The following is a 23662-nucleotide window of genomic DNA, read 5'->3' on the forward strand; positions in this document are numbered from 1 at the left end:
CGCGCACGGCCGGGGGCCGGTCACTCCTCGTTCATCTGCCGGGGCAGGGGCCCTGTCTCGGGGCGTCCGTGGGGCGGGCGCTCGCGCCACAGCCCGAGGGCGATGTCGACGAGGGGTACGCGGTTGAGTCCGGGTACGGCGTCCAGGGGCTGCCAGGCGGCGAGGTCGGTGGATCCGCCGACCTCGTAGCGGAGTTCGCCGCCGGTGACCTCGCCGGCGTAGACGATCCGGAGTCCGTGGTGGTCCGTGCGCCGGCCGACGCGCCGACGGCCGACCAGCCGGAGGGAGTCGACGCCGAGGAGTTCGGTGACCCGGATCCGGTAGCCGGTCTCCTCGGTGACCTCACGGCGGACGGTGTCGTACGGATCCTCGCCGTGTTCCATGCCGCCGCCGGGCAGCACCCACTCGGGCCTGCCGTCGGGGCCCGGCGAGCGGGCGAGCAGGAGCTGTCCGTCGCGGACGCACACGGCGTAGGCCGCCACCCTCAAGTTCCGTCGCATGCGCGGACGTTAGCGCGTGATGTCCGGATTCGCCGGTGAATACTCGGGGGCGGACCAGCGCAGCGGCAGGGCGCCCGGGGTCCACCGGGCTTCCGTGAGGGTGAAGCGGACGCTGCGCCCTCCGTCGGCCGTGAACGCGGTGTGCGCCTCGCCGGTGAGCTGGAGGGTGTCGCCGGTGGTCCAGTCGAGGAAGAGCAGCCCGGCGCGGGGGTCGGCGCGCAGGTTGCCGAGGGTGAGGAACATGGCGTTGCCGGCGTAGTCGGGCCAGCTGAGTTCGCGCGGTGAGACGACCCGGACGAAGCCGGGGTTGCCGCCGCGGTGACTGACGTCGGCGCCGCCGTCGTGCACGGTGGCGAGGAAGAAGGTGTCGGCCCGCCGGACGAACTCCCGCTGCTCCTCGGCCAGTTCGGCGAGGAGCCGCGGGGTGCCGGGCGCGCGGCCGGTGACCGTCTCGTACGACTGCCTGCGCTGGATGTACTTGGGGCAGTTCGAGAAGACCTGGTCCGCCTCGACGGCGAAGCCCCGCGCCGTGGGCCGCAGCCGGCCGTTCAGGCGCATGCGGCGGCGGGTGCGGGGGTCGAGGGCGATCGTGCCGACGCGGGTGCCGGGGGTGCGCAGGGCCGAGGCGAGTGGCGGGTCCGGGCGGCCGGCCGGGGGCGGGTCCTGCGGGGTGACGACCGACATCTGCCGGGGACCCGTCGCCCGGACGAAGCCCGGCGTCCCCGTCAGCGCCGCCGTCCACACCCGCCCCGTCCCCGGGTCCGCCGCGCCGACGACGAGCAGGGGCTGGAGCTCCAGGAAGGCCGCCGCGACCGGCTTGATGTCCTGGCCGAGGGAGCGGCCGACGTGGTCGGCGCGGTCGCGGACGCCCAGCAGCTCCTGCACGGCCAGCGAGCCCGCGTGATAGGCACCCATGACTAGAAGAAACCGCAGGTCGGAGCGGCCTCGTACGGGGCGGGGGCGCCCTCGGGGCCGAGCGGTGCGGCGATCTCCACGCGGATGCCGTCCGGGTCGTGGAAGAAGATCCCGCCCGAGGCGCCGCCCTCCCGGTGGGCGACGACGCCCTCGTGCGCGAAGTCGGCCCCGGCGGCCCGCAGCGCGGCCTCGTAGGCGCGGACCTGGTCGATCGTGTCCACGCTGAGGGCCAGGTGGTGCAGCCCGGGCCGGCCGCTGTCGTACGACCCCTGCGCCTGCTGCCAGAGGGTGACGAGCGGAGGGCCGCCGCTCTCCCCCAGCAGCGCCCAGCGCCGGCCGTCCTCCTTGCCCTCGGCGAGCACGGCGAAGCCGAGGAGGTCGCGGTAGAGGGCGAGGGAGCGGTCGAGGTCGGTGACGTTCAGGCCGGCGTGCGCGAGGCGGGGCGCCATGACTGTTCTCCTTCGAGTTCGGGTCGCCGAGATGGCTAACCTTCGTCATTCACGTTAGAAGGTTAGATGCGCGCACGTCAACCGGTCACGTACGATTGAGCGGTTAGAGGAGAAGGAGAGTCCGATGCCCGCCGCCCCCGATCCCCGCCCGCTCACCGGCGAGCCCCTCGCCCTCGACCTGCTCAACACCCGGTGGAACCGGGAGGGCGAGACCCAGGACCTGCTCGACGCCCCCGAGGGACTCGCGGTGTGGCTCGCGAGCAACGGGCTGGCCGGCGCGTACCCGGCCGACGCGGCCGCGCTGCGCCATCTGCGCGAGGCCCGCGAGGCGCTCACGGCCGCCGTGCACGGCTCGCCGGGGCAGGCGGCGCCGCTCGTGGACGCCGTCCTCGCACACGGCCGGATCCGGGCCCGGCTGACCGCCGAGGGCCCCGCCGAGGAGCCCGAGTTCGCCGACCCGGCGTGGGGCCCGGCCTGGCTCGCCGCCCGCAACTACCTGGAGCTGCTCACCCGGGCCCCGGAGCGGATCCGCACGTGCGCCGGCGGCAGCTGCATCCTGCACTTCTTCGACACGTCCCGGAACGGCACCCGCCGCTGGTGCTCGATGGCCGCGTGCGGCAACCGCGCGAAGGCGTCCCGGCACTACGCGCGCTCGAAGGAGGGCTGACCCACCCTCGTCGGCGCCGTACCGTCCCGCCACCGGCCCCACTGCCGTCCCGCTACCGCCCCGCTCGGGAGGGCTCGCCCGACGGGCAGGTGAGGTGCCGCGAGGCGGGCAGCGACGCGGTGATCCAGGCCCGGTCGACGGCCACGCGGGCGTCTCCGACGGCCCACAGGTGCGCGCTCCCCTCGCCCGCGAGGACCGTGACGAGCACGTGCTGCCCCGCGCGCGGGGCCGGCCGCGCGCCGCCGTCCAGCAGGAAGGCGACCTCGGCCGGGCCGCGGGCGGGCTTGTAGGAGCGGGTCACGGTGAGCGTGACCCGCTTCCAGGAGGATGCCTTCTCCGGCGTCACCCGGGCCACGGTGCCCTCCACCACCAGCCGGGAGCAGGCGAGTTCGCGCCCCGGGTCGGCCGGCCGGCCCTGGTCCGCCCCTCGGACCGGGCCGCTCTTGGCGTCGGAAGCCGTACTCGCGCCGCCGGCCGCACCGCTGCCGTGCGTCACCAGCCAGCCGAAGCCGGCGACCAGCGCGAAGGCCGCGGCACCGGCGAGCGAGCCGAGCACGAGGCGCAGCGCCCGGCGGCGGCCGGGGCGGGCAGGCCGGGCGAGGCGCGGCGACCGCACCGGCCGTACGGGATGTACCGGCTGTACCGGGCCTACCGGATGCGCGACGGCCGCCCTCCTCTTCTCCCCTTCCACCTCCGCCTCTCCGGCCAACGCCTCGCCCAGCCAGGCGAGTTGCTCCCTCAGTACGGCCACGTCGGCCTCGGCCGCGCGGTGCTCGGCGACGAAGACGGGATCCCGGCGGGCCTCCTCCGGCAGCGGCTCCCCGGTGACGGCGGCCATCAACGCGTCCATGCCGTCGTACTCCCGGCCGCTCCCGGCCTCCCGGCCGCTCCCGCCGCCGGCCGCGCCCGGCGTACCCCCGTGCTCGGCGGTCATCTCACACCACCCCGTCCCCGCGGTTCCCGTAGTCCTCGTGCAGCCGGTCGCGCAGGGCGCGGACCGCCGTGTGCAGCCTGCTCTTGACCGTGCCCTCCGGAATGCCCAGTTCCCCGGCGATGTCGCGCACGGGCAGGTCGGCGAAGAAGCGCAGCACGAGCACCTGCCGCTGGGCGGCGGGCAGTTCGTCGAGGCCCCGGGCCACGGCGAGGGAGAGCAGGCTGGTCTCCTCGCCGGAGGGATACGCGGGTGCGCGCAGCGCGGCCAGCCGCTCGCCCAGCCGGTCCTGGCGCCGCCTGGCCCGGTGCCAGTCCATGGCGAGCCGGGAGGCGACGACCGCCGCCCACGCCGACACGTCCCGCGGCGCTTCCTGACCGCTCGCGGTCCGTTCCAGCAGCCGCAGCCGGACCTGCTGCACCCCGTCCGGCAGATCCGACTGCGGCACCCCGCCGAGCGCGAGCACCGCCCGCACCCGGCGTTCCTGGGCCGCGTCCAGAGGATCGGTCTGATCGTCCCCGTGGACACGGCGGGCCTTTCCGCGCAGCACCGGCCACCCCCCTCACCGCGTTTCCTCTACGACGCCGCTGCGCACGGAAACGTTCGACCGGGTTTCCGGAATGCGCGTCGAGGCGTACGTCACACCGGCGCACGGAGCTGCACGGCTTGCGGCGAAGGGGTGCCGTTGGGTGAATTTCTCCAGCTCGGAAGGGGTGCGGCGGGAGTTCCGCAACCGTCCGTCGCGCTCCGGTGTCCCAGCACTCGGGCATGACACGCAAAGAATTGGACAGGCGGACCGGGGTCGGCCGCATGATGGAAAAGCCGCGTACACGCAGAGAACACCTAGAGGGAGTCGCCGTGAGGGTCGGAATCGTCGGAGCCACCGGTCAGGTCGGCACGGTCATGCGCAGGATCCTCGTGGAGCGGAACTTCCCGGTCACGCAGCTGCGCCTGTTCGCCTCGGCCCGCTCGGCGGGGACCGTGCTGGACGGCGTGACGGTGGAGGACGCGGCGAGCGCCGACTACACCGGCCTGGACATCGTGCTCTTCTCCGCGGGCGGCGCGACCTCCAAGGCGCTGGCCGAGAAGGTCGCCTCCCAGGGCGCCGTCGTGATCGACAACTCCTCGGCCTGGCGCAAGGACCCCGAGGTCCCGCTGGTCGTCTCCGAGGTGAACCCGCATGCGGTCGCCGACCGCCCCAAGGGCATCATCGCCAACCCGAACTGCACCACGATGGCCGCGATGCCGGTCCTGAAGCCGCTGCACGAGGAGGCCGGCCTCCAGGGCCTCGTCGTCGCCACCTACCAGGCGGTGTCCGGCTCGGGCCTCGCGGGCGTCGCCGAACTGCACGGCCAGGTGCAGAAGGTCGCGGCCGAAGCCGACAAGCTCACCCACGACGGTGCGGCGGTCGACTTCCCCGAGCCGAACGTCTACAAGCGCACCATCGCCTTCAACGTGCTCCCCTTCGCCGGCAACCTCGTCGAGGACGGTCTGAACGAGACCGACGAGGAGCAGAAGCTGCGCAACGAGTCCCGCAAGATCCTGGAGATCCCGGACCTGAAGGTCTCCGGCACCTGTGTCCGTGTCCCGGTCTTCTCCGGCCACTCCCTCCAGGTCAACGCCCGCTTCGCCCGCCCGCTCCCGCCGGAGCGCGCGACCGAGCTGCTCGCCGCGGCCCCGGGCGTCGCCCTCTCCGACATCCCGACCCCGCTCCAGGCGGCCGGCCAGGACCCGTCGTACGTCGGCCGCATCCGCCGCGACGAGACGGCGGACAACGGCCTCGCTCTGTTCATCTCCAACGACAACCTCCGCAAGGGCGCCGCGCTGAACGCGGTCCAGATCGCGGAACTGGTGGCGGCGGAGCTGTCCGCCGAGTAAGGCACCCGGCACGGCACAGGGGCGGTCACGCACGCGTGGCCGCCCCTGCCGTCCGCCCGGCCGGTGCGAGGGCCGCCAGCCCCGCGAGGACGGCACCCGTGACCAGGACGGCGGTCGGCCCCGGCCCGTCCGCGAGTCGCCCGCCCGCGAACGCGCCCAACGCGATGGCGGCGTTGAACACCCCGGCGAACAGGGCGGACACCGCCTCCGGGGCCTCGGGTACGGCCGCCGACAGGGCACGCTGCGCGGACACGGACACACCGCCGTAGGCCAGTCCCCACAGCAGGAGCAGCGCACCCGACGCGGCCGTGGAGGCGGCGGCCGGAACCAGGAACAGGACGACGGCGCCGAGGGCGCCGGAGATCAGCCGCAGCGCACGACGCGGATCGCGGGCCGCGAGCGCACCGCCCGCGAAGTTCCCGGCGACGCCCGCGAGTCCGTAGCCCAGCAGCAGAGCGCTGACCAGGCCCGGTCCGGTGCCCGGCGTCCGCTGCAGCACGGGGCGGACGTAGGTGTAGGCGGCGAAGTGCCCGGTGACCAGCAGCACGACGGTGACCAGCAGCCACCTGACCCGCGCGACGCGCAGCAGCCGGGGGAACACGCCGAGGCGGACGGCGTCCTCGGCGGGCAGCGGCGGCAGGACGGCGGCCAGCCGGGCCGCCACCACCAGCGCGAGACCGGCCATCGCCGCGAACGCCCACCGCCAGCCCGCCACCGCCCCGAGCAGGGTCCCCGCGGGCACCCCGAACACCGAGGCGACCGCGATCCCGCTGAACACGACGGCGGTGGCCCGCCCGGCACCCGGCCCCGGCACCAGCCGTGCGCCGAGCCCCGCGGCCACCGCCCACACGCCGCCGATGCACACCCCGACCAGCAGCCGGGCGGCGAGCAGCACGGGGAAGGCGGGGGCGAGCGCCGCGAGCAGGTTGGCGGCGGCGAGCAGGAGCAGCAGCGCGCACAGCACCGTACGCCGGTCGGCGCGGCGCACGGCGACCGGCAGCAGCGGGGCGGCGACGGCGGCGACGAGGCCGGGCAGAGTGAGGGTGAGGCCTGCGGTGCCGACGGAGACGTGCAGCGTGCGGGCGAGCGAGGTGAGCAGTCCTACCGGGAGCATCTCCGTGGTGACGACGCCGAAGGTGGCGGCGGCGAGCGTGCACACGCCCGTCCAGGAACCGGTGCTGGATGCGGTGAGCTGCGTGGAAGCCATGCCCGAGAGCCTTTTACGAGCCCGGTCCGGGAACAACGGCGAAGTCCTCACCCTTGCATGAGCGGGAGTGATCGATGCCGGGGAGGCTGCGTGTCCGGGCTGGAAATGCGGGAGTTGGAGTGCTTTCTCGTGCTCGCCGAGGAACTGCACTTCGGCCGGGCCGGTGAGCGGCTGTTCGTCTCGCAGAGCCGGGTGAGCCAGTTGCTGGCCGCGCTCGAACGCCGGGTCGGCGCCCGGCTGGTGCACCGCTCCAGCCGCCGGGTGGCCCTGACCCCGCTCGGCGAACGCTTCCTGGAGCGGCTGCGTCCGGCGTACGACGATCTGCACGCGGCGGTCGCGGACGCCCGGGCGGTGGCCCGGGGCGGGGCCGGACCGCTGCGGCTGGGCTTCCAGGGCACGGCCTACGCGCAGTTGCTGGCGGCGGTCGCGGCCTTCGAGGCGGCGGACCCGGCCCGCGGCGTCGACCTGGTGGAGGTCCCGTACGCGGATCCGTTCGGAGCGCTGCGGCGCGGTGCGGTGGACGCGGCGGTGGTGCTCCTGCCGGTCGAGGAACCCGACCTGGTCCTCGGCCCGGTCTTCTCCCGCCAACGCCACACACTGGCCGTCTCCCGGCACCACCGCTTCGCCGCCCGGGACCGGATCGCCGCGGCGGACCTCACGACCGAGCCACTGATCGGCGCTGCGTCACCGGCTCCCGCCTACTGGCGCGCCGCCCGCGCACCCGGCCCACTGCCCGGCCCCGCCGCCACCACCCTGCAGGAGGCCCTCTCCCTGGCCGCCGCCGGCCGCGGCGCGCTGCTGCTCTGCCGTCCCACCGCCGCCCACCACCACCGCGACGACATCGCCTACGTCCCCGTGGACGGCCTGCCCGACTCCGAGCTGGGCCTGGTCTGGCACCGGGACGCGGAGACGGAGACGGTCCGCGCGTTCGCGCGGGTGCTGAGGGCAATGGTCTCGGTGCGCGAGGACCGCTGACCCCGGGATGACGCGAAGGCGCCCGGCACAGGGGCCGGGCGCCCTCACTCGGTGTACCAGGTGTACTACTTGCCCGCCGCCGCGTCCGCCGCCTGGGCCTTCAGGGCGCGCTCGACGCCCGAGCGGGACTCGGAGACGAGGCGGCGCAGGGCCGCGTTCGGCTCGGCCGCGGAGAGCCAGGTGTCCGTCTTGGCCAGGGTCTGTTCGCTGACCTGGACCGACGGGTACAGGCCGATGGCGATCTGCTGGGCGATCTCGTGCGAGCGGGAGTCCCAGACGCCCTTCAGAACCTCGAAGTACCGGTCCGTGTACGGCGCCAGCAGCTCGCGCTGGTCGGTCTGCACGAAGCCGCCGATGACGGCCTCCTGCACGGCGTTCGGCAGCTTGTCGGAGTCGACGACCGAAGCCCAGGCCTCCGCCTTCGCCTCCGGCGTCGGGCGGGCGGCGCGGGCCGTCGCCGCGTGCCGCTCACCGGCCGCGGTCCGGTCCCGCTCGTACTCCGCCGCGATCTCCGCCTCGTCGAAACGGCCGACCGCGGCGAGCCGCTGCACGAACGCCCAGCGCAGCTCGGTGTCCACGGCAAGGCCCTCGATGGTGTGGGTGCCCTCCAGCAGACTCTCCAGCAGGTCCAGCTGCTCCGGCGTGCGGGCCGTCGCCGCGAAGGCACGGGCCCAGGCCAGCTGGTGGTCGCTCGCGGGCTCGGCCGCGCGCAGGTGGGCCAGGGTCGCGTCGGTCCAGCGGGTCAGCAGGGACTCGCGGGCGGCCGGGTCGGCGTACAGGTCGATGGCGAGCTTGACCTGGCGGTGCAGCGACTGCACGACGCCGATGTCGGACTCCTTGCCGATGCCCGACAGAACGAGGGACAGGTAGTCACGGGCGGGCAGTTCCGCGTCCCGCGTCATGTCCCAGGCCGACGCCCAGCACAGCGCGCGCGGCAGGGAGGCGTCGAAGTCGCCGAGGTGCTCGGTGACGAACGCCAGCGACTCCTCGTCCAGGCGGACCTTGGCGTACGACAGGTCGTCGTCGTTGAGCAGCACGACCGCCGGGCGGCGCGTGCCGCTCAGCTGCGGTACGGCCGTCAGCTCGCCGTCGACGTCCAGCTCGACGCGCTCGGTGCGCACGAGCTTGCCGCTCGCGGCGTCGAGGTCGTAGAGGCCGATCGCGATGCGGTGCGGGCGCAGGACCGGCTCGCCCTTGGCGCCGGCGGGCAGCGCCGGGGCCTCCTGGCGCACCGCGAAGGAGGTGATGACACCGTCGGCGTCGGTGGCGATCTCCGGGCGCAGGACGTTGATGCCCGCCGTCTCCAGCCACTTCTTCGACCAGGTCTTCAGGTCCCGGCCGGAGGTCTCCTCCAGGGCGCCGAGCAGGTCGGACAGGCGCGTGTTGCCGAACGCGTGGCGCTTGAAGTAGGCCTGCACGCCCTTGAAGAACTCGTCCTCGCCGACGTACGCGACGAGCTGCTTCAGCACGCTCGCGCCCTTGGCGTACGTGATGCCGTCGAAGTTGACGAGCACGTCGTCCAGGTCGCGGATGTCCGCCATGATCGGGTGCGTGGACGGCAGTTGGTCCTGCCGGTACGCCCAGGTCTTCATGGAGTTGGCGAACGTGGTCCACGAGTGCGGCCAGCGCGAGCCGGGGGCGGCGGCCTGGCAGGCGATGGAGGTGTAGGTGGCGAACGACTCGTTCAGCCACAGGTCGTTCCACCACTCCATGGTGACGAGGTCGCCGAACCACATGTGGGCAAGTTCGTGCAGGATCGTCTCGGCCCGCATCTCGTACGCCGCGTCGGTCACCTTGGACCGGAAGACGTACTGGTCGCGGATGGTGACGGCACCGGCGTTCTCCATCGCGCCCGCGTTGAACTCCGGCACGAACAGCTGGTCGTACTTGGCGAAGGGGTACGCGCAGTCGAACTTCTCCTGGAACCAGTCGAAGCCCTGCCGGGTCACCTCGAAGACGGCGTCCGAGTCGAGGAACTCGGCGAGCGAGGGACGGCAGTAGATGCCGAGCGGCACGGACCGGCCGTCCTTCTCGTACACGCTGTGCACGGAGTGGTACGGGCCGACGATCAGCGCGGTGATGTACGACGAGATGCGCGGGGTCGGCTCGAAGATCCAGACGTTGCCCTTCGGCTCGGGCGTCGGCGAGTTCGAGACGACCGTCCAGCCCTCGGGCGCCCGCACGGTGAACTGGAAGGCCGCCTTCAGGTCCGGCTGCTCGAAGGAGGCGAAGACCCGGCGGGCGTCCGGCACCTCGAACTGGGTGTAGAGGTACGCCTGCTCGTCGACGGGGTCGACGAAGCGGTGGAGCCCCTCGCCGGTGTTGGTGTACGCGCAGTCGGCGACCACGCGGAGCCAGTTGCGGCCCTCCAGCAGCCCCGGCAGCGCGATCCGCGAGTCCGCGAAGACCTCGGCGGGGTCGAGCGGGTCACCGTTCAGGGTCACCTCGTGGACGGTGGGCGCCACCAGGTCGATGAAGGACTCGGCACCACCGCGGGCGACGTCGAAGCGCACCATGGTCACGGACCGGTAGGTGCCGCCCTCCTGCGCGCCGGAGAGGTCGAGATCGATCTCGTACGAGTCAACGGTGAGCAGCTCGGCCCGCGCTTGCGCCTCTTCGCGAGTCAGGTTTGTGCCAGGCACGCGGTCATCTCCTCGTTATGTGTCGGTTGCGTCATCCTTCCATGGGATCCACACGGAACGCGATGTCCGCATCCCGCCGGTGACCACGGCGGCCGGAACGGACGCTTGGGGCATGACGACGACAACGGCACACACGGCACGTCCGATCACCCCCGAGGTCCTGCGGTCCCTGCGGGTCACCGACGACGCGGGCCGCCCCGCGGTCCCCTACACCGACGCCGAGGGCGGCGCCCCGCTGCGCTGCTGCCTGCGCAGGAGCGCCCCCGGCGAGCGGATCGCCCTGGTCTCGTACGCCCCGCTGCGCCGCTGGGCGGCCGAGACCGGCGCCCGCCCCGGCGCCTACGACGAACAGGGCCCGGTCTTCGTCCACGCCGAGGACTGCGCAGGCCCGGCCGACCCCGCCGAGCTGCCCTTCGCCAACGCCCCCCGCGTGCTGCGCCGCTACTCCCGCGAGGGCCGCATCCTCGGCGGCCGCCTGGTGACCGCGGACTTCCCGGACGCCCTCGCGGAGGCCTTCGCCGATCCGGAGGTGGCGCTGGTGCATGTGCGGGCGGTGGAGTACGGCTGCTTTCTGTACGAGGTGCGGCGGGGCCGGTGACCGATCACGCGCGCCCTGATCGGGTTTCGGGGCCCCGAATGGCCGGGCCCCGAATGGCGTCCCCGATGAGCGCCGCGGCGGACGGCGGCCTAGCCTCCGAGATGAGCGCAATGTGGATCTTCTGATGGTGCGCTCCATTCAGCCCGAGGAGGCAGAAATGCGCCTGATATCCAAGCTCGCCGTTGCGGCCGCCGTCATCACCGGTGTCGGTGTGATGGGTGCCGGTCCCGCCCTTGCCCAGCCCGCGGTGCAGATGCACGGTGGCGGTGGATGCCGAACACACAACCAGAATCTCGACATTCTGGGTGAGGTGGGCATCCTCAACGGGCTGGCCGGCAACCTGCTCAACGGCGAGGGAAGCCCCGGCGGGCAGGACACCGACATGGGTACCGACTGCGATCGCTGACAGTCCGTCCGGCCGTCGGTGAACCGTATGTGTGGGTCTCCGAGTGGATGCAGAAGGCCTCGTACCGTGACCGGTGCGGGGCCTTCGCGTCGGGCGGCGCCGCGGCGACGGCAGCCGTCAGAGCCCGCCCGCCGCCACCGCGCCTTTCAGGGCCTCCAGTACGCGGCTCACCGCCCGCCCCGACTCGCCGCCCCTGCGGACCGCCGCCGTGACGTGCCGGACCGGACCGTCCGGGCCGAGGTCCCGCAGCACCACCCCGTCCCGCCGGCCCGCGGCCATCCGGGGGACCAGCGCCACGCCCATGCCCGCCTCGACCATGGCGAGGATCGCGGTCCAGCCGGAGGCGGAGTGGCCCTGGTGGGGGCTGAAGCCGGCCGCTTCGCAGGCCCGGCGGGTGATGTCCGACCAGGGGCCGCTGCCGCCGAAGATCCACGGTTCGGCGGACAGGTCGGTCAGGGTCGGGGCGGGGGCCGACGCCAGGGGGTGATCGGGGGGCAGGGCCACGTCCAACGGGTCGGCCAGCAGCGGGACTTGGGTGAGGCGGGGGTCGGCCGCGCTCGGGGCCTCGGCCGCCAGGGACAGGGCGAGGTCGACGTCGCCGGCGGTCAGCAGGTCGTAGGCCTCGGCCGCCTCCGCCTCCCGCACGCGGACGCTCACCCCGGGGTGGGTGTCCCGCAGGGCTCTTACGGCCGGTACGACCAGGGCGGGCACCGAGGTGGCGAAGGCGCCCACCCGGACCTCCCCCGCCTCCCCCTCGGCGTACGCCGCCAACGCCGCCTCGGCGCGCTCCAGTTGCTCGAAGACCGGCTCCGTCTGCGCCAGCACCAGCCGGGCCCCGTCGGTGAGCCGCACCCGGCGGCCCCGCGCCTCCAGCAGGGGCACACCGAGCTGCCGGGCGAGATTGGTCAGTTGCTGGGAGACCGCGGAGGGGGTCATGTGCAGGGCCTCGGCCGCCGCGGTCACCGTCCCGCGCTCCCGCAGGGCACGCAGGATCTGCAGCTTACGGATGTCCCACTCGACCATGCGCGCACGCTACACGCCGCCCCGCGGCGCACCTCGGTGCACGGCATCCGGCGCCGCCGTCACCTCCGGGAGCCTGCGCCCAGGACGACTCCGCCCAGGATCAGCGCCATCGACAGCAGCTGCGGCCATCCGGTCGTCTCGCCGAGCAGCACCCAGGAGAGCAGGGCCACGCAGATCGGCTGAAGGTAGTAGACGATGCCCGCGCGGGTCGGGCCGATCAGGGTGATGGCCTTGTTCCAGGCGAAGAAGGCCACGGCCGAGGAGGCCACGCCCACGTAGAGGAGCGGCAGGACCGTGCCGGGGGCCGGGGTGAAGCCGCCCTGGACGGCCACGCTCGCCGCCTGGGCGGGCAGGAGCAGGAGGGCGCCGATGACGAACGTGCTGAACAGGAAGGCGGTGCCGCCGAGTTCGGCAGGCTTGCGACGCAGCAGCGCGCTGTAGCCCGCGAAGCAGCAGGCGGCCGCGATCATCCACAGGTCGCCCGCCGAGAACCGCGCGGCGCCGCCCACGAGCAGGGCCACGCCCGCGCAGGCGATCAGCAGCCCGGTGGCGCGCCGCGCGCCGAGCCGTACACCGCCCAGCCGTTCGAAGACCGCCATGAGCACCGGCGAGGCGGCCATGATCATGCCCATCGTGGCAGCCGGGGTGGTCAGTCCGGCCTGGTTGACGAGGGTGTTGTAGACCGCCACGCCGAGCAGCGAGGTGAGGAGCACGTAGCGGGCGTGGCGGCGGAACAGGGCCCGCCCGCGCCAGGCCTGCCGGGCGCCGAACGGTGCCACGGCGAGCAGGGCGATCACCCAGCGCCAGAAGGCGTGCTGGATCGGCGGGACGCTGTCGTGCAGACCGCGGGAGGTCACGAAGCTGCCGGACCAGACGACCGTCGCGAGGGCCGCGCAGACGAGGCCGGGGGCGGTGGAGGTGGAGGGGGAGGTCGTGGGGGTCGTGGGGGTGGTGGCGGTCCGGGGGAGGACGGCGGTCACGGGGGTCCTTTCGGCGAGGCGGCAGCGGGTCCGTGCCGCTACCGTCGCAAGGAGCGACCTGTCAGGTCCATCGAAACTTTACGACCGTTCTTTTCAGCAGAACTGAACGGTTGACGAGGGCCGCCGGCCGGCTGGCCGCCGAGGTACGCGGCGACCGCAGCCCGTGTGCGCTCCGGGTCGGCGCCGTCCGCCGCCCAGGCCGCGTAGCCGTCGGGGCGCACCAGCACGGTCGTACGGCGGTCGCTCGCCCAGTGGGCCACGGTGAGCCGGCCGGTGCGGTCCGGGTCCGCCGCGCCGGGCTCCGGGGTGATCAGGACGAACCGGCCGCCGCGCAGGGCCTCGTAGAGGCGGCCGCCGCCGGCCAGGGCGACGTCCGGGACCCGGGTGCCGGTGAGGCGGTGGGCGCCGCGGGGTGCGGGGTAGCGGTAGCCGATGCCGGTGACCTGGGCGGCGAGGGCGCGCCGGGCGGGGCCCACGGTGTTCAGGAACAGGGTGAGCGCGGAGCGCGCTGCGCGCGTCCAGGGGCGCTTGGCCATCGCCAGGCGGATGATCCCGCCGCTGCTGCGCAGCACCGCCCTGCCGACCGGGTGCCGTTCGGCCTGGTAGGTGTCGAGCAGCGCGGGGTCCGCGTGCCCGGCGACGACCGCGGCCAGCTTCCAGCTCAGGTTGGCCGCGTCCTGGAGCCCGGTGTTCATGCCCTGGCCGCCGGCCGGGGTGTGCACGTGCGCGGCGTCGCCGGCCAGGAAGACCCGGCTCACCCGGTAGGCGGGCGCCTGCCGTTCGTCGCTGTGGAAGCGGGACATCCAGCGGGCGTCGTGCATCCCGAAGTCCCGGCCGAGGGCGAGCCGGGTGATCTCCTTGACCTCGGCCAGGTCGACGGGCTCGTGGTCGGGGAGGTCGCGGCCGCGGTGCCAGCCGATCACCCGGTAGTAGCCGTCGCCGAAGGGCGCGAGGAAGGCGAAGGCGTCGCCCACGGCGTGCACCGTGAGCAGGGTCGGCGGCTCCTCGGCGAGCCGGACGTCGGCGAGGACGACGGACCGGAGCACCGACTTGCCCGGGAACGGCAGCCCGACCGCCTGCCGTACGGCACTGCGCATCCCGTCGGCGCCGACGACGTACGCGGCCCGGAGCGTCTCGGTGCGTCCGTCGGGCCCGCGCACCGCGACGGTGACCCCGTCCGCGTCCTGGGCGAGCCCGGTCACCTCGGTGTCGTACCGGAACTCCGCCCCCGCCTCGACGGCCCGCTCCGCCAGGACCTTCTCGATCTCGTACTGCGGAAGGACGAGGAGGTGCCGGAAGCGGGAGGGGAGGACGCCGAGGTCGAGGTCGAGCCGGCCGAAGGCGAGGAGGTGGTCGAGGGGCCGGCCGATGGCCTCCAGGCCGTCGGCCAGCCCGCGGGCGTCGAACTGTTCGAGGGTGCGGGCGTGCAGGACGAAGGCGCGGGAGAGGTTGCTGATCTTGTGGGGGCGCTTTTCGAGGACGGTGACCGGGACGCCGGCGGCGGCGAGATCACCGGCGAGCAGCAGCCCGGTGGGGCCGGAGCCGACGATGACGACGTGTCCAGTGGTGCCGTTCATGGTGGCCTCCTGGGGCGACAACACCTGTTGGCCAACACCTGTAGGCCAACGCTTGTAGGCAACGGTAGGACCGTGCCGCGGAGCGCGTCAACACTTGTTGGCCTACGAGTGTTGGCCTACGCTCGTTGTTATGAACGGCAGCGCACAGAAGAACCAGGACGCGACGCAGGCCACGGGCGGCCCTGCGCGGCGCTCCGACGCCACGCGGTCCGCCATCCTCGACGCCGCCCGCGAGCGGTTCGCCACCGACGGCTACGAGCGGGCCACCATCCGGGCCATCGCCAAGGACGCGCGGATCGACCCGTCGATGGTGATGCGGTACTTCGGCAGCAAGGAGGGGCTGTTCGCGGCGGCCGTCACGCTGAATCTGCGGCTGCCCGACCTGGGGCAAGTGCCGCATGACGAGGTGGGCAGGACACTGGTCGGCCACTTCCTCGACCTGTGGGAGAAGAACGAGGAACTGACAGCGGTCCTCAGGGTCGGCGCCACCAATCAGGCCGGCGCCGAACGGATGCAGACCATCTTCCGGGAACAGCTGCTGCCGGTGGCCCGCCAGGCGTGCCCCGACCCCGAGCAGTTCGCGGCGCGGGCCGCGCTGTGCGCCGCGCAGTTGCTCGGGCTGGCCTTCACCCGCTACGTCCTGCGCCTGCCGCCGGCCGTCGAGCTGACCCGCGCGGAGCTGCTGGCGTGGCTCGGGCCGACCGTGCAGCGGTATCTGACGGCGCCGAACCCCTGAACAGGGCCCGGCGGGCCGCGATCAGGCGTGGGCCGGGGTCTGCGCGCAGGCGGGACACGGCTCGGCGGCCGCCTCCGGCCGACGCCCCGAGAGCACCGGCTCCGGCTCCGGCTCCGGCTCCGGCAACGCCACCGGTCGAGCGGCCGCGCAGTCCAGGCCGAACATGGCCTGCTCGTCCGGGCTGCCGGGGGCTGCCTGGTAGACCACCATCCGCTGGCCGCCCGTCCGGGCCAGTCGCATGACCTCATACGTCAGGGTCATCGGGCCGGCCTTCGGATGCCGGAAGGTCTTCTGTCCGCCGCCGCGTTCGCAGACGTCGTACCGTTCCCACAGCCCTGCGAACTCGGGTGACTTCAGCACCAGTTCGCCGACCAGCGCGGTCAGCTCGGGATCGTCCGGGTCGGCCCCGGCGACCGCCCGCAGGTGCGCCACCGACAGGGCGACGGTTTCCTCCCACGGCTCGTAGAGCGTCCGGCCGACGGGGTGGAGGAAGAGGTAGCGGGTCAGGTTGCGCTGGTCCTCCGGCCAGTCCCAGAGCCCGGGCAGCAGCCGCCGGCCGGGCGGGTTCGCGGCCAGTACGCGGTTGTAGCGGCTCACGACGTAGGCCGGCAGCGGGCGCACCGATTCCAGCATGCGCAGTACCGAGTCGCGGACGGTGTGGTCCGAGCAGACGGGCAGCTCCGAGACCCGGCCCGCGGCCAGCTCCGCGAGCTCGTGCAGGCGCTCGTAACCGTCGCCGCGCAGCCGCAGAGCGCGGCCGAGGGCGTCCACGACGGCGGGCGAAGGGTTGGTCTCCCGGCCGCGCTCCAGGCGGATGTAGTAGTCGACGCTCACCCCGGCCAGGGCGGCCAGCTCCTCCCGGCGCAGTCCGGGAGTGCGGCGCACGCCCGCGCCGGCCGGAAGACCGACCTCCTCCGGGCGTACCTGCGCCCTGCGGGCCTTCAGATACCTGCCCAGCTCAGTGCCCCGGGTGTCCGCTGATGCTGCTGCCATCCGGCCATTGTCGCAGGCGGGCCGGGAACGTGGGGGGCCGTGTCAGGGCCTGGAACGCGGCACCCCCGGCACGACGCGGTCTGCCGGACGGCCGTGCGCGCAGCCACAGTTGGACCCGGAGCGGGCGGCCCGGCCGCCGGGGCCCAGGGGGTGCACGACACCGGACCGCGGCCCCGGCGGGCGCCGCCGCCCGTCCCCGTCACCACTGACGAGCCGTCAACCACCCGTAGATCAAAGGGAGTCACTGTGACCACCACCCCGTCCCGGTCCACCGCCACCGCTCACGGGCCCGCCCCCGAGGCATCGGCGCTCACGGTCCGGCGACGCCGGCCGGACCGGGCCCGACCAGCCGCGCCCGCCGCGCCACCGGGCGGTGCCCCCGCCGCGCCCCGCAGGAGCGGTCTCGCGCTGGTCGCCTCGCTGCTCGGGTTCACCGTGATCACCATCGACGTCTCGGCCGTGAACATCGCCCTGCCCGCGATCCGGCACTCCTTCAGCGGCGGGATGGCCGGGCTGCAGTGGGTGGTGGACGCGTACACCCTGATGTTCGCGGCCCTGATGCTCTCCGCCGGCGCCCTCGCCGACCGCACCGGCGCCCGCCGCGCCTATGCCTGGGGCGTCGCCCTGTTCACCCTCGCCTCGCTCGGCTGCGCGCTCGCGCCCGGCATCGGCGCGCTCGTCGGCGCGCGCGTGGCGCAGGGCGCCGCCGCCGCGGTCGTGATGCCGGCCTCGCTGGCGCTGATCCGGCAGGCGTACGACGACGTCCGGGCGCGCGCCCGCGCCATCGCGCTGTGGACGGTCGGCGGCTCGGTGGCGATGGCCGCGGGCCCGGTGCTGGGCGGGCTGCTCACCGACTCGGCAGGCTGGCGGGCGGTGTTCCTGCTCAACCTCCCGGTGGGCGCGGTGATCCTGGGCCTGCTGGTCCGGGTGCCGCGCTCCCCGCGCCGGCCCGCCGCGCTGGACGGCGGCGGGCAGCTCACCGCCGTACTGGCCCTGGCCGGGCTGGCCTTCGCGGTGATCGAGGGCGGCCACCGGGGCTGGACCAGCGGCCCCGTCCTGGCCGCCGCCGCGCTCGCCGTCGTCTCCGGTTACGCCTTCTACGCGACAGAGACCCGACACCGCCAGCCCATGGTCCCGCTCGGCATGCTGAGGAACCGCCGGGTGGCCGTCCCGCTCGCGGTCGGTTTCGCCGTCAACGCCGCCTTCTACGGCGGGATCTTCCTGCTCGGGCTGTACTACCAGCAGTTGCGCGGGATGTCGGGAACGGCGGCCGGGCTGATGTTCGTCCCGATGTCGGCGGTGGTGACGGCGACCAACCTGATCTCGCCGCGCATGGCGGAGCGGATCGGGCGGCGTCCGGTGATCGTCACCGGTCAGCTGGTCTTCAGCGCGGCGATGCTGGCCATGCTGCCGCTGGCCGTGCACACCCCGGTGTGGCTGGTCCTGGTCCTGCTGCTGCCGCTGAGCATCGGCGGGGCGCTCGCGGTGCCCGCGCTGACCGCGCTGCTGATGGACGCGGTGCCCCGGGAGCGCGCGGGGACGGCGTCGGGGCTGCTCAACTCCTTCCGCCAGACCGGCGGTGCGCTCGCCGTCGCCCTCTTCGGCAGCCTGCTCTCCGGCCCCGGCGGCGACTTCTCCCTCCCCGGCATGCGCGTCGGCCTCCTCGCCGTCGCCGCGCTCCTCCTCTGCACCGCCGCCCTCTCCCGCCTCCTGCTGCCGCGTGGCTGAGCGCCGAGGAGTTTGCGGCGACAAAAACGCCGGGGGCGCCGCCCCCACCCGGACACGGCGATGCGCGCATACGGCGGGAAGACGGGCGCCCCCGGCGGAAGAACCGGTGTGCGGTCAGGCCTTGGCGTCGGCCCCGGACTTCGCAGCGGTGTCCGACGACGGCTTGACGGTCCGGATCTTGGACTTGTCGAGCGCCATCACCAGGCCGGCGATGACGGCGAACAGGGCCAGCGGGATCAGCACGTAGAGGCCCAGCGTCTGGACGACGCTCAGGCCCTTGCCGGGGTCGTCACCGTCGTCGCGGGTCAGCGCGAGCGCGGGGGACGACATGAGCAGCATCATCAGCGTCGTACCGGAGGCCAGGGCGCCGGCGCGCAGGGCGTTCTTCTTGTCCACGTTCTCAAGTTAGCGAATCACCCGTGACGGCGCGCGTCCGGGGTCCCGTACGCGCCGTTCACCCGCGCCTGACCTGTGTGAATACATCGAGTAACGCCCGCAGTCGGGGCGCGGCCGTCAGTTCCTCCAGTGGCAGGGGGCGGCCGTCGCGGTCCGCGATCGGCAGCCGCCAGTTCGGGTACTGGTCCCAGGTGCCCGGCAGGTTCTGGGGGCGGCGGTCGCCGATGCCGTCCGGGAGCCAGACGCCGATCAGCCGGGCGGGGGTGCGCAGCAGGAAGCGGTGGACGGCGCGGATCTCCTCCTCCTCGTCGGAACCGGGCGGTCCGGCGCCCGGCCGGTCCAGGAGGCCCAGGCTGCCGAGCAGGGCGAGCCACTCGGCGGTGTCGGCGTCGGCCTCGGCGCGCTCCTCGGCCGCCGGGCGGGTGAGGAGGCCGAGGCGGTCGCGCAGGCCGACGTGGTCGCCGGTGAGCCGGGCGGCGGTGGGCGGCAGGTCGTGGGTGGTGGCGGTGGCCAGGCAGTCGGCGCGCCAGCGCTCGGGGGGCAGCGGGCGGCCGTCGCCCTCCCAGTCCCGTTCGAACCACAGGACCGAGGTGCCGAGCACCCCGCGCCGCTGGAGCGCCTCGCGCACGCCCGGCTCGACGGTGCCCAGGTCCTCGCCGATGACGACCGCCCCGGCGCGGCCGGCCTCCAGGGCGAGGATCGCGAGCATGGCGTCGGCGTCGTAGCGGACGTACGTGCCCTCCGTCGGCGCGCTGCCCCGGGGCACCCACCACAGCCGGAACAGGCCCATGACGTGGTCGATGCGCAGGGCGCCGGCGTAGCGGAAGAGGGCGCGCAGCAGCTCGCGGTACGGGGCGTGGCCGCAGGCGGCGAGCCGGTCGGGGCGCCAGGGCGGCAGGCCCCAGTCCTGGCCGCGGGCGTTGAAGGCGTCGGGCGGGGCGCCGACGGACATGCCGGCGGCGAACACGTCCTGCTGCGCCCAGGCGTCGGCGCCCTGCGGATGCACGCCCACGGCGAGGTCGTGCACGATCCCGACGGACATCCCGGCCTCCCCCGCGACCCGCTGGGCGGCGCGCAGCTGGCCGTCGGTGAGCCAGGCGAGGCGGGTGTGGAACTCGACGCGGTCGGCGAGTTCGGCGCGGGCCCGGGCGGTGGCGGCCGAGCGGGGGTCGCGCAGTTCCTCGGGCCAGCCGTGCCAGTCGGCGCCGTGGGTCTCGGCGAGGGCGTACCAGGTGGCGTGGTCGGTGAGGGCCCGGCCGTGGGCGGCGCGGAAGGCGTCGTACGCCGCCTGCCGCCCCGGCCCGAGCGGTACGGCGAGGACGGTCTCCAGGGCCTCGCGCTTCAGCTCCCACACGGCGTCCCGGTCGATGAGCCCGCCCTTGTCGAGGACGTCGGCGCGCAGCCGGGCCGCCCGCTCCCGCAGCACCGCCAGCCGTTCCCGGCCCTCGGCCTCCTCGGCGTACGCGTACTCGGGTACGTCCTCGATCCGCAGATGGACCGGGTCCGGGAAGCGGCGGGAGGACGGGCGGTACGGCGAAGGATCGGTCGGGGCGCCGGGTACGGCCGAGTGCAACGGGTTGACCTGCACGAATCCGGCGCCTGCGGTGCGCCCGGCCCAGCCGGCCAGCTCGGCGAGGTCACCGAGGTCGCCCATGCCCCAGGAGCGGCGCGAGAGCAGCGAGTACAGCTGGACGAGCAGGCCGTGGGAGCGGCCGGCCGGGGCGGGCAGCCGGTCGGGGGCGACGACGAGGTGGGCGCGGCCGGTCCGCCCGCCGGGCGCGACGGCGGTCAACCGGTGCACTCCCAGCGGCAGTTCCCCGCTCGCGTCCCACTCCCGGTCCTCCGTCGCGCCCTCCGTGGTGACGGTGAGCCGGGTGCCGGGAGGCAGCGCGGCGAGAGCGGCGGGCCCCCTCGGATCACCGGCCCAGCGCACGACGGTCGGCGGCAGCAGGCGCTCGCGCAGCTCGCGTTCCCGGGCGGCGAGCGCGGCGCGGACGGCGCCCTGGCCGGCTGCGTCGACGCCGAGGGCGGTCAGGGCGGCGACCACGGCGGAAGCGGGCACGGCGACCGTACGGTCCGGGGCGGGGCGGTAGGAGGTGGCGACCCCGTGCAGCTCGGCGAGCCGGGACAGGTCCGTGTCCGCAAGCGCCGCGGTCACCTACACCCCCGTACCGAAGGCGTCGGACTCACTGGTCAGCGGGGCGGTCTCGGCGAGCGGCGGCTCACTGGTCAGGGGTTCGGCGTCGGGCAGGGGCGGCTCGCTGGTCAGCGGGGCCTGGGTGCAGGCGCTCTCCGCGCAGAAGACGGACACGGGGGCCTCCTTTCGGGTACGGCGACCTTGTGGGTTACCGCAGCCCTACCCCGTGAGCGCGACGGCAGACGTACGGCAGGGAACAACATGCCATTCGTCACATTCGACTCAGCGGAGCGACGCGGTGAACTCCGTCCAGGTCTGCGGGGCGAGGCGGAGTATCGGGCCGTCGGGGGTCTTGGAGTCGCGGACGGCGACGGTGCGGGGGAGGTTGCGGGCGACTTCGACGCAGTTCCCTCCGGTGTTGCTGCAGCCGGACGTCACGAAGTCGAACTCGGGCATGAGCCAGAACTCCCGGCAGATGTTGTCGATCAGTTGGGCGGAGTCGTGCTGGGCGAGGCTGAGCCGGGCCGTACGGTCGAAGAAGGCGCCGTGTTCCGCGCTCTCGCCCGCGTTCTCCACCCGCACAGTAGACATGCGGCCCACGCGGCGAGCGGCTGCCGTGCCCGCGCGACGCGACCGGCGAGGATCAGTTCGGGCGCGGGCCGGCACTCGTCGAGGCACTGACGGACGACTGGGGCGTGGGGCCACGGTCCGGGGTGGGCAAGACGGTGTGGGCACTGCTGACGTGCCTGACGGACGAGCCCGGCGGGCGGCTCGTGATCGTGTAGTCAGCTGGTTCGGCCGAGTGGGGCACGCCTCCCCCCGGGCCGCATGCCGACGGCATGCGGCCCGGCAACGTACGCAGAAGCCCGGACCGTCAGGCGGAGATGCCGTCGATCCGGGCCAGGGCGTCGTCCGCGCCGTACGGCTGCAAGTAGGGCAACCAGCGCGGGTCCCTATGGCCCGTGCCGATGATGCGCCAGGCCAGGCCCGTCGGCGGGGCCGGCTTGTGGCGCAGGCGCCAGCCCAGCTCCACGAGGTGGCGGTCGGCCTTGACGTGGTTGCAGCGGCGGCAGGACGCCACCACGTTGTCCCAGACGTGCTTGCCCCCGCGGCTGCGCGGGATGACGTGGTCGACGCTGGTTGCGACGCCACCGCAGTACATGCACCGGCCCCCGTCGCGGGCGAAGAGCGCGCGGCGGGTGAGAGGAACGGGCCCCCGGTAGGGAACCCGTACGAATCGCTTGAGCCGGACCACGCTGGGTGCGGGGACTGTGACGGTCGCGCTGTGCATATAGGCGCCGGATTCCTCCAAGGAGACGGCCTTGTTCTCCAGGACGAGGATGAGCGCGCGGCGGAGCGGTACGACGCCGAGCGGCTCGTACGACGCGTTGAGGACCAGGACATGCGGCACGGGTGCCTCCTTGGGCGTCGGCGGCGCGTGGCTCGCGCCGGGACGATCTGAGGTCAGTCTCCCCTCATGCCTGGTGAACGCGCCACCATGTCCCGGTAACGGGCTGGGAGTGTTTTCGACCACACCGGATACATCCCCCGGATCATGGCCTGTTCAAGCCAGGGTGAGCCCCGTCTCCCCCGCGGCCCTCCTTGGCGTAATCGCGCGGGGCACACACAATGCCCCGTTAGTGTGGTGGTCAGTCCGTCCGGTGACCTTTCCGTGACCTTGAAAGTCCCTGGAACACCTGACCGCCCCACCGGTACGGAACTCGCAGCACCTGGAGGTACCTGCCGTGTCGTCCTTGCCCGTCGTCCTCCTGGCCGCCGGTGCGTCGCCGTCCCCCGCCCCTTCCGGGTCGACGGCACCGGCCGTCCCCTCTCTCCAGGATGCCCAGGAGAGCGCGACGAACGCGGCGAGCTGGGTCGAGCAGAACTGGTCGACCTGGCTCGCGATGGGGCTGCAGATCCTGCTGATCGTCGTGATCGCGGTCGCGCTCAGAGCGGTGGTGCGGCGGGCGATCACCAAGCTGATCGACCGGATGGCCCGGACCGCGCAGGCCGTGGACGGCACCGCGCTGGGCGGGCTGCTGGTGAACACCGAGCGGCGCCGGCAGCGGTCGGCGGCGATCGGTTCCGTGCTCCGCTCGGTGGCGAGCTTCCTGATCATGGGTACGGCGGCGCTGATGGTGCTGTCGACCTTCAAGATCAACCTGGCGCCGCTGCTGGCGTCGGCCGGTGTCGCCGGCGTGGCGATCGGTTTCGGCGCGCGCAACCTGGTCACGGACTTCCTGTCCGGCGTGTTCATGATCCTGGAGGACCAGTACGGCGTCGGTGACGTGATCGACGCGGGCGTGGCCACCGGCGAGGTGATCGAGGTCGGGCTGCGCGTGACCAAGCTGCGCGGCTCGGACGGCGAGATCTGGTACGTGCGCAACGGCGAGGTCAAGCGGATAGGCAACCTCTCGCAGGGCTGGGCGACGGCCGGGGTCGACGTGACGGTGCGGTCGAGCGAGGACCTGGACAAGGTCAAGGACACGCTGGACGCGGTCGCCGAGCAGATGAGCAAGGAAGAGCCCTGGAACGAGCTGCTGTGGGGCCCGATCGAGGTGCTGGGCCTGGACTCGGTCCTGATCGACTCCATGGTCGTCCGGGTCTCGGCGAAGACGATGCCGGGCAAGGCGCTGCCGGTGGAGCGCGAGCTGCGCTGGCGGATCAAGCGGGCGTTCGACGCGGCGCAGATACGCATCGTGGGCGGCGCGACCGCGGCGGAGGACGCGGCGGACACCCCGGACCCGACGGCCTCGGTGGCGGCCCCCTCGGTCTTCTCCAACGCGGACTCCGCGCAGACGAAGGCGACGGCGCCGATCGCTCCGCAGCAGCCGGAGCCTCCGGCCAAGTAGCGAGCGGAACGGTTCAGCACGCTCGTTCGAGTGAACGGATGGGGCATTCCGACGCCGATGGCGTGCGGGGTG

At 73.9% G+C, this 23662-nt stretch carries 24 protein-coding genes; 8 read left to right on the plus strand and 16 right to left on the minus strand.

What is annotated here, in order from left to right:
- Window positions 1-20 precede the first annotated feature (20 nt).
- Genes ACFC8N_RS02290 through ACFC8N_RS02300 form a run of 3 tightly spaced genes read right to left on the minus strand, consistent with a single transcriptional unit; the run spans window position 21 to window position 1864 of the window.
- Window positions 21-500, minus strand: a complete 480-nt coding sequence (locus tag ACFC8N_RS02290) for an NUDIX hydrolase (RefSeq protein ID WP_356022843.1) — start codon at window positions 498-500, stop codon at window positions 21-23.
- A 9-nt stretch (window positions 501-509) separates the two neighbouring features.
- On the minus strand, window positions 510-1415 hold the full coding sequence (locus ACFC8N_RS02295) for a pyridoxamine 5'-phosphate oxidase family protein (RefSeq protein ID WP_376285581.1): 906 nt from the start codon (window positions 1413-1415) through the stop codon (window positions 510-512).
- A gap of 2 nt (window positions 1416-1417) precedes the next feature.
- Entirely contained in the window at window positions 1418-1864 is a 447-nt protein-coding gene (locus ACFC8N_RS02300; RefSeq protein WP_356022847.1) for a VOC family protein, read from the minus strand.
- Between the two features lie 124 nt (window positions 1865-1988).
- Between ACFC8N_RS02300 and ACFC8N_RS02305 the strand changes: the two genes are divergently transcribed.
- Complete coding sequence (locus ACFC8N_RS02305; protein WP_356022850.1) at window positions 1989-2531, plus strand: CGNR zinc finger domain-containing protein; 543 nt, start codon at window positions 1989-1991, stop codon at window positions 2529-2531.
- 52 nt (window positions 2532-2583) lie between these two features.
- Here the strand turns inward: ACFC8N_RS02305 and ACFC8N_RS02310 are convergent, their stop codons facing one another.
- Entirely contained in the window at window positions 2584-3465 is an 882-nt protein-coding gene (locus tag ACFC8N_RS02310) for a hypothetical protein (RefSeq protein WP_376285584.1), read from the minus strand.
- Between the two features lies 1 nt (window position 3466).
- A complete protein-coding gene (locus ACFC8N_RS02315; protein ID WP_376285587.1) occupies window positions 3467-4012 on the minus strand; it encodes an RNA polymerase sigma factor in 546 nt (181 codons plus the stop codon).
- A 308-nt stretch (window positions 4013-4320) separates the two neighbouring features.
- Between ACFC8N_RS02315 and ACFC8N_RS02320 the strand changes: the two genes are divergently transcribed.
- Window positions 4321-5340 carry an aspartate-semialdehyde dehydrogenase gene (locus ACFC8N_RS02320; RefSeq protein ID WP_376285588.1) on the plus strand — a complete coding sequence of 340 codons (1020 nt, stop codon included), beginning with the start codon at window positions 4321-4323 and terminating at the stop codon, window positions 5338-5340.
- A gap of 25 nt (window positions 5341-5365) precedes the next feature.
- Here the strand turns inward: ACFC8N_RS02320 and ACFC8N_RS02325 are convergent, their stop codons facing one another.
- Window positions 5366-6547 (minus strand): MFS transporter, encoded by a 1182-nt coding sequence (locus ACFC8N_RS02325; protein ID WP_356022859.1) that lies wholly within the window; start codon window positions 6545-6547, stop codon window positions 5366-5368.
- Between the two features lie 57 nt (window positions 6548-6604).
- Between ACFC8N_RS02325 and ACFC8N_RS02330 the strand changes: the two genes are divergently transcribed.
- Window positions 6605-7522, plus strand: coding sequence for a LysR family transcriptional regulator (locus ACFC8N_RS02330; RefSeq protein ID WP_376285592.1), 918 nt, complete (start codon window positions 6605-6607; stop codon window positions 7520-7522).
- A gap of 65 nt (window positions 7523-7587) precedes the next feature.
- Here ACFC8N_RS02330 and pepN read toward each other — a convergent pair whose 3' ends face one another.
- On the minus strand, window positions 7588-10164 hold the full coding sequence (gene pepN / locus ACFC8N_RS02335; RefSeq protein WP_376285595.1) for an aminopeptidase N: 2577 nt from the start codon (window positions 10162-10164) through the stop codon (window positions 7588-7590).
- Window positions 10165-10276: 112 nt separating this feature from the next.
- Between pepN and ACFC8N_RS02340 the strand changes: the two genes are divergently transcribed.
- Entirely contained in the window at window positions 10277-10762 is a 486-nt protein-coding gene (locus ACFC8N_RS02340) for a DUF1203 domain-containing protein (RefSeq protein ID WP_376285598.1), read from the plus strand.
- 112 nt (window positions 10763-10874) lie between these two features.
- Window positions 10875-11168 carry a hypothetical protein gene (locus ACFC8N_RS02345; RefSeq protein WP_376285600.1) on the plus strand — a complete coding sequence of 98 codons (294 nt, stop codon included), beginning with the start codon at window positions 10875-10877 and terminating at the stop codon, window positions 11166-11168.
- A 117-nt stretch (window positions 11169-11285) separates the two neighbouring features.
- On the opposite strand, the gene ACFC8N_RS02350 is transcribed toward ACFC8N_RS02345, so the two are convergent.
- From ACFC8N_RS02350 to ACFC8N_RS02360, 3 genes are read right to left on the minus strand one after another with little or no spacing between them, the layout of a single operon-like run.
- Entirely contained in the window at window positions 11286-12191 is a 906-nt protein-coding gene (locus ACFC8N_RS02350) for a LysR family transcriptional regulator (protein WP_356022871.1), read from the minus strand.
- Between the two features lie 59 nt (window positions 12192-12250).
- Window positions 12251-13171, minus strand: coding sequence for a DMT family transporter (locus ACFC8N_RS02355; RefSeq protein WP_376285603.1), 921 nt, complete (start codon window positions 13169-13171; stop codon window positions 12251-12253).
- Window positions 13172-13209: 38 nt separating this feature from the next.
- Entirely contained in the window at window positions 13210-14748 is a 1539-nt protein-coding gene (locus ACFC8N_RS02360; protein WP_376285606.1) for an FAD-dependent monooxygenase, read from the minus strand.
- A gap of 130 nt (window positions 14749-14878) precedes the next feature.
- Between ACFC8N_RS02360 and ACFC8N_RS02365 the strand changes: the two genes are divergently transcribed.
- On the plus strand, window positions 14879-15484 hold the full coding sequence (locus ACFC8N_RS02365) for a TetR family transcriptional regulator (RefSeq protein ID WP_362819600.1): 606 nt from the start codon (window positions 14879-14881) through the stop codon (window positions 15482-15484).
- 21 nt (window positions 15485-15505) lie between these two features.
- Here the strand turns inward: ACFC8N_RS02365 and ACFC8N_RS02370 are convergent, their stop codons facing one another.
- Window positions 15506-16477, minus strand: coding sequence for a helix-turn-helix domain-containing protein (locus ACFC8N_RS02370; RefSeq protein WP_356022879.1), 972 nt, complete (start codon window positions 16475-16477; stop codon window positions 15506-15508).
- A gap of 435 nt (window positions 16478-16912) precedes the next feature.
- Between ACFC8N_RS02370 and ACFC8N_RS02375 the strand changes: the two genes are divergently transcribed.
- Window positions 16913-18205, plus strand: coding sequence for an MFS transporter (locus ACFC8N_RS02375; RefSeq protein WP_376286247.1), 1293 nt, complete (start codon window positions 16913-16915; stop codon window positions 18203-18205).
- A 114-nt stretch (window positions 18206-18319) separates the two neighbouring features.
- Here ACFC8N_RS02375 and ACFC8N_RS02380 read toward each other — a convergent pair whose 3' ends face one another.
- From ACFC8N_RS02380 to ACFC8N_RS02400, 5 genes are all read right to left on the minus strand, one after another.
- The gene (locus tag ACFC8N_RS02380) at window positions 18320-18601 is read right to left on the minus strand and encodes a hypothetical protein (protein WP_356022881.1); all 282 of its coding nucleotides are present in this window, start codon (window positions 18599-18601) and stop codon (window positions 18320-18322) included.
- A 58-nt stretch (window positions 18602-18659) separates the two neighbouring features.
- Window positions 18660-20759 carry a 4-alpha-glucanotransferase gene (gene malQ, locus ACFC8N_RS02385; protein ID WP_376285611.1) on the minus strand — a complete coding sequence of 700 codons (2100 nt, stop codon included), beginning with the start codon at window positions 20757-20759 and terminating at the stop codon, window positions 18660-18662.
- The gene (locus ACFC8N_RS02390; RefSeq protein ID WP_356022886.1) at window positions 20760-20912 is read right to left on the minus strand and encodes a hypothetical protein; all 153 of its coding nucleotides are present in this window, start codon (window positions 20910-20912) and stop codon (window positions 20760-20762) included. It abuts the gene before it with no gap.
- A gap of 108 nt (window positions 20913-21020) precedes the next feature.
- Window positions 21021-21329: a DUF397 domain-containing protein gene (locus tag ACFC8N_RS02395; protein ID WP_376285615.1), complete on the minus strand. Its 309-nt coding sequence runs from the start codon at window positions 21327-21329 to the stop codon at window positions 21021-21023.
- Between the two features lie 283 nt (window positions 21330-21612).
- Entirely contained in the window at window positions 21613-22149 is a 537-nt protein-coding gene (locus ACFC8N_RS02400; RefSeq protein ID WP_071377809.1) for an HNH endonuclease, read from the minus strand.
- Window positions 22150-22483: 334 nt separating this feature from the next.
- Between ACFC8N_RS02400 and ACFC8N_RS02405 the strand changes: the two genes are divergently transcribed.
- A complete protein-coding gene (locus ACFC8N_RS02405; protein WP_376285618.1) occupies window positions 22484-23590 on the plus strand; it encodes a mechanosensitive ion channel family protein in 1107 nt (368 codons plus the stop codon).
- Window positions 23591-23662 lie beyond the last annotated feature (72 nt).

This window comes from Streptomyces sp. NPDC055966 (assembly GCF_042269865.1).
Taxonomy (GTDB): domain Bacteria; phylum Actinomycetota; class Actinomycetes; order Streptomycetales; family Streptomycetaceae; genus Streptomyces.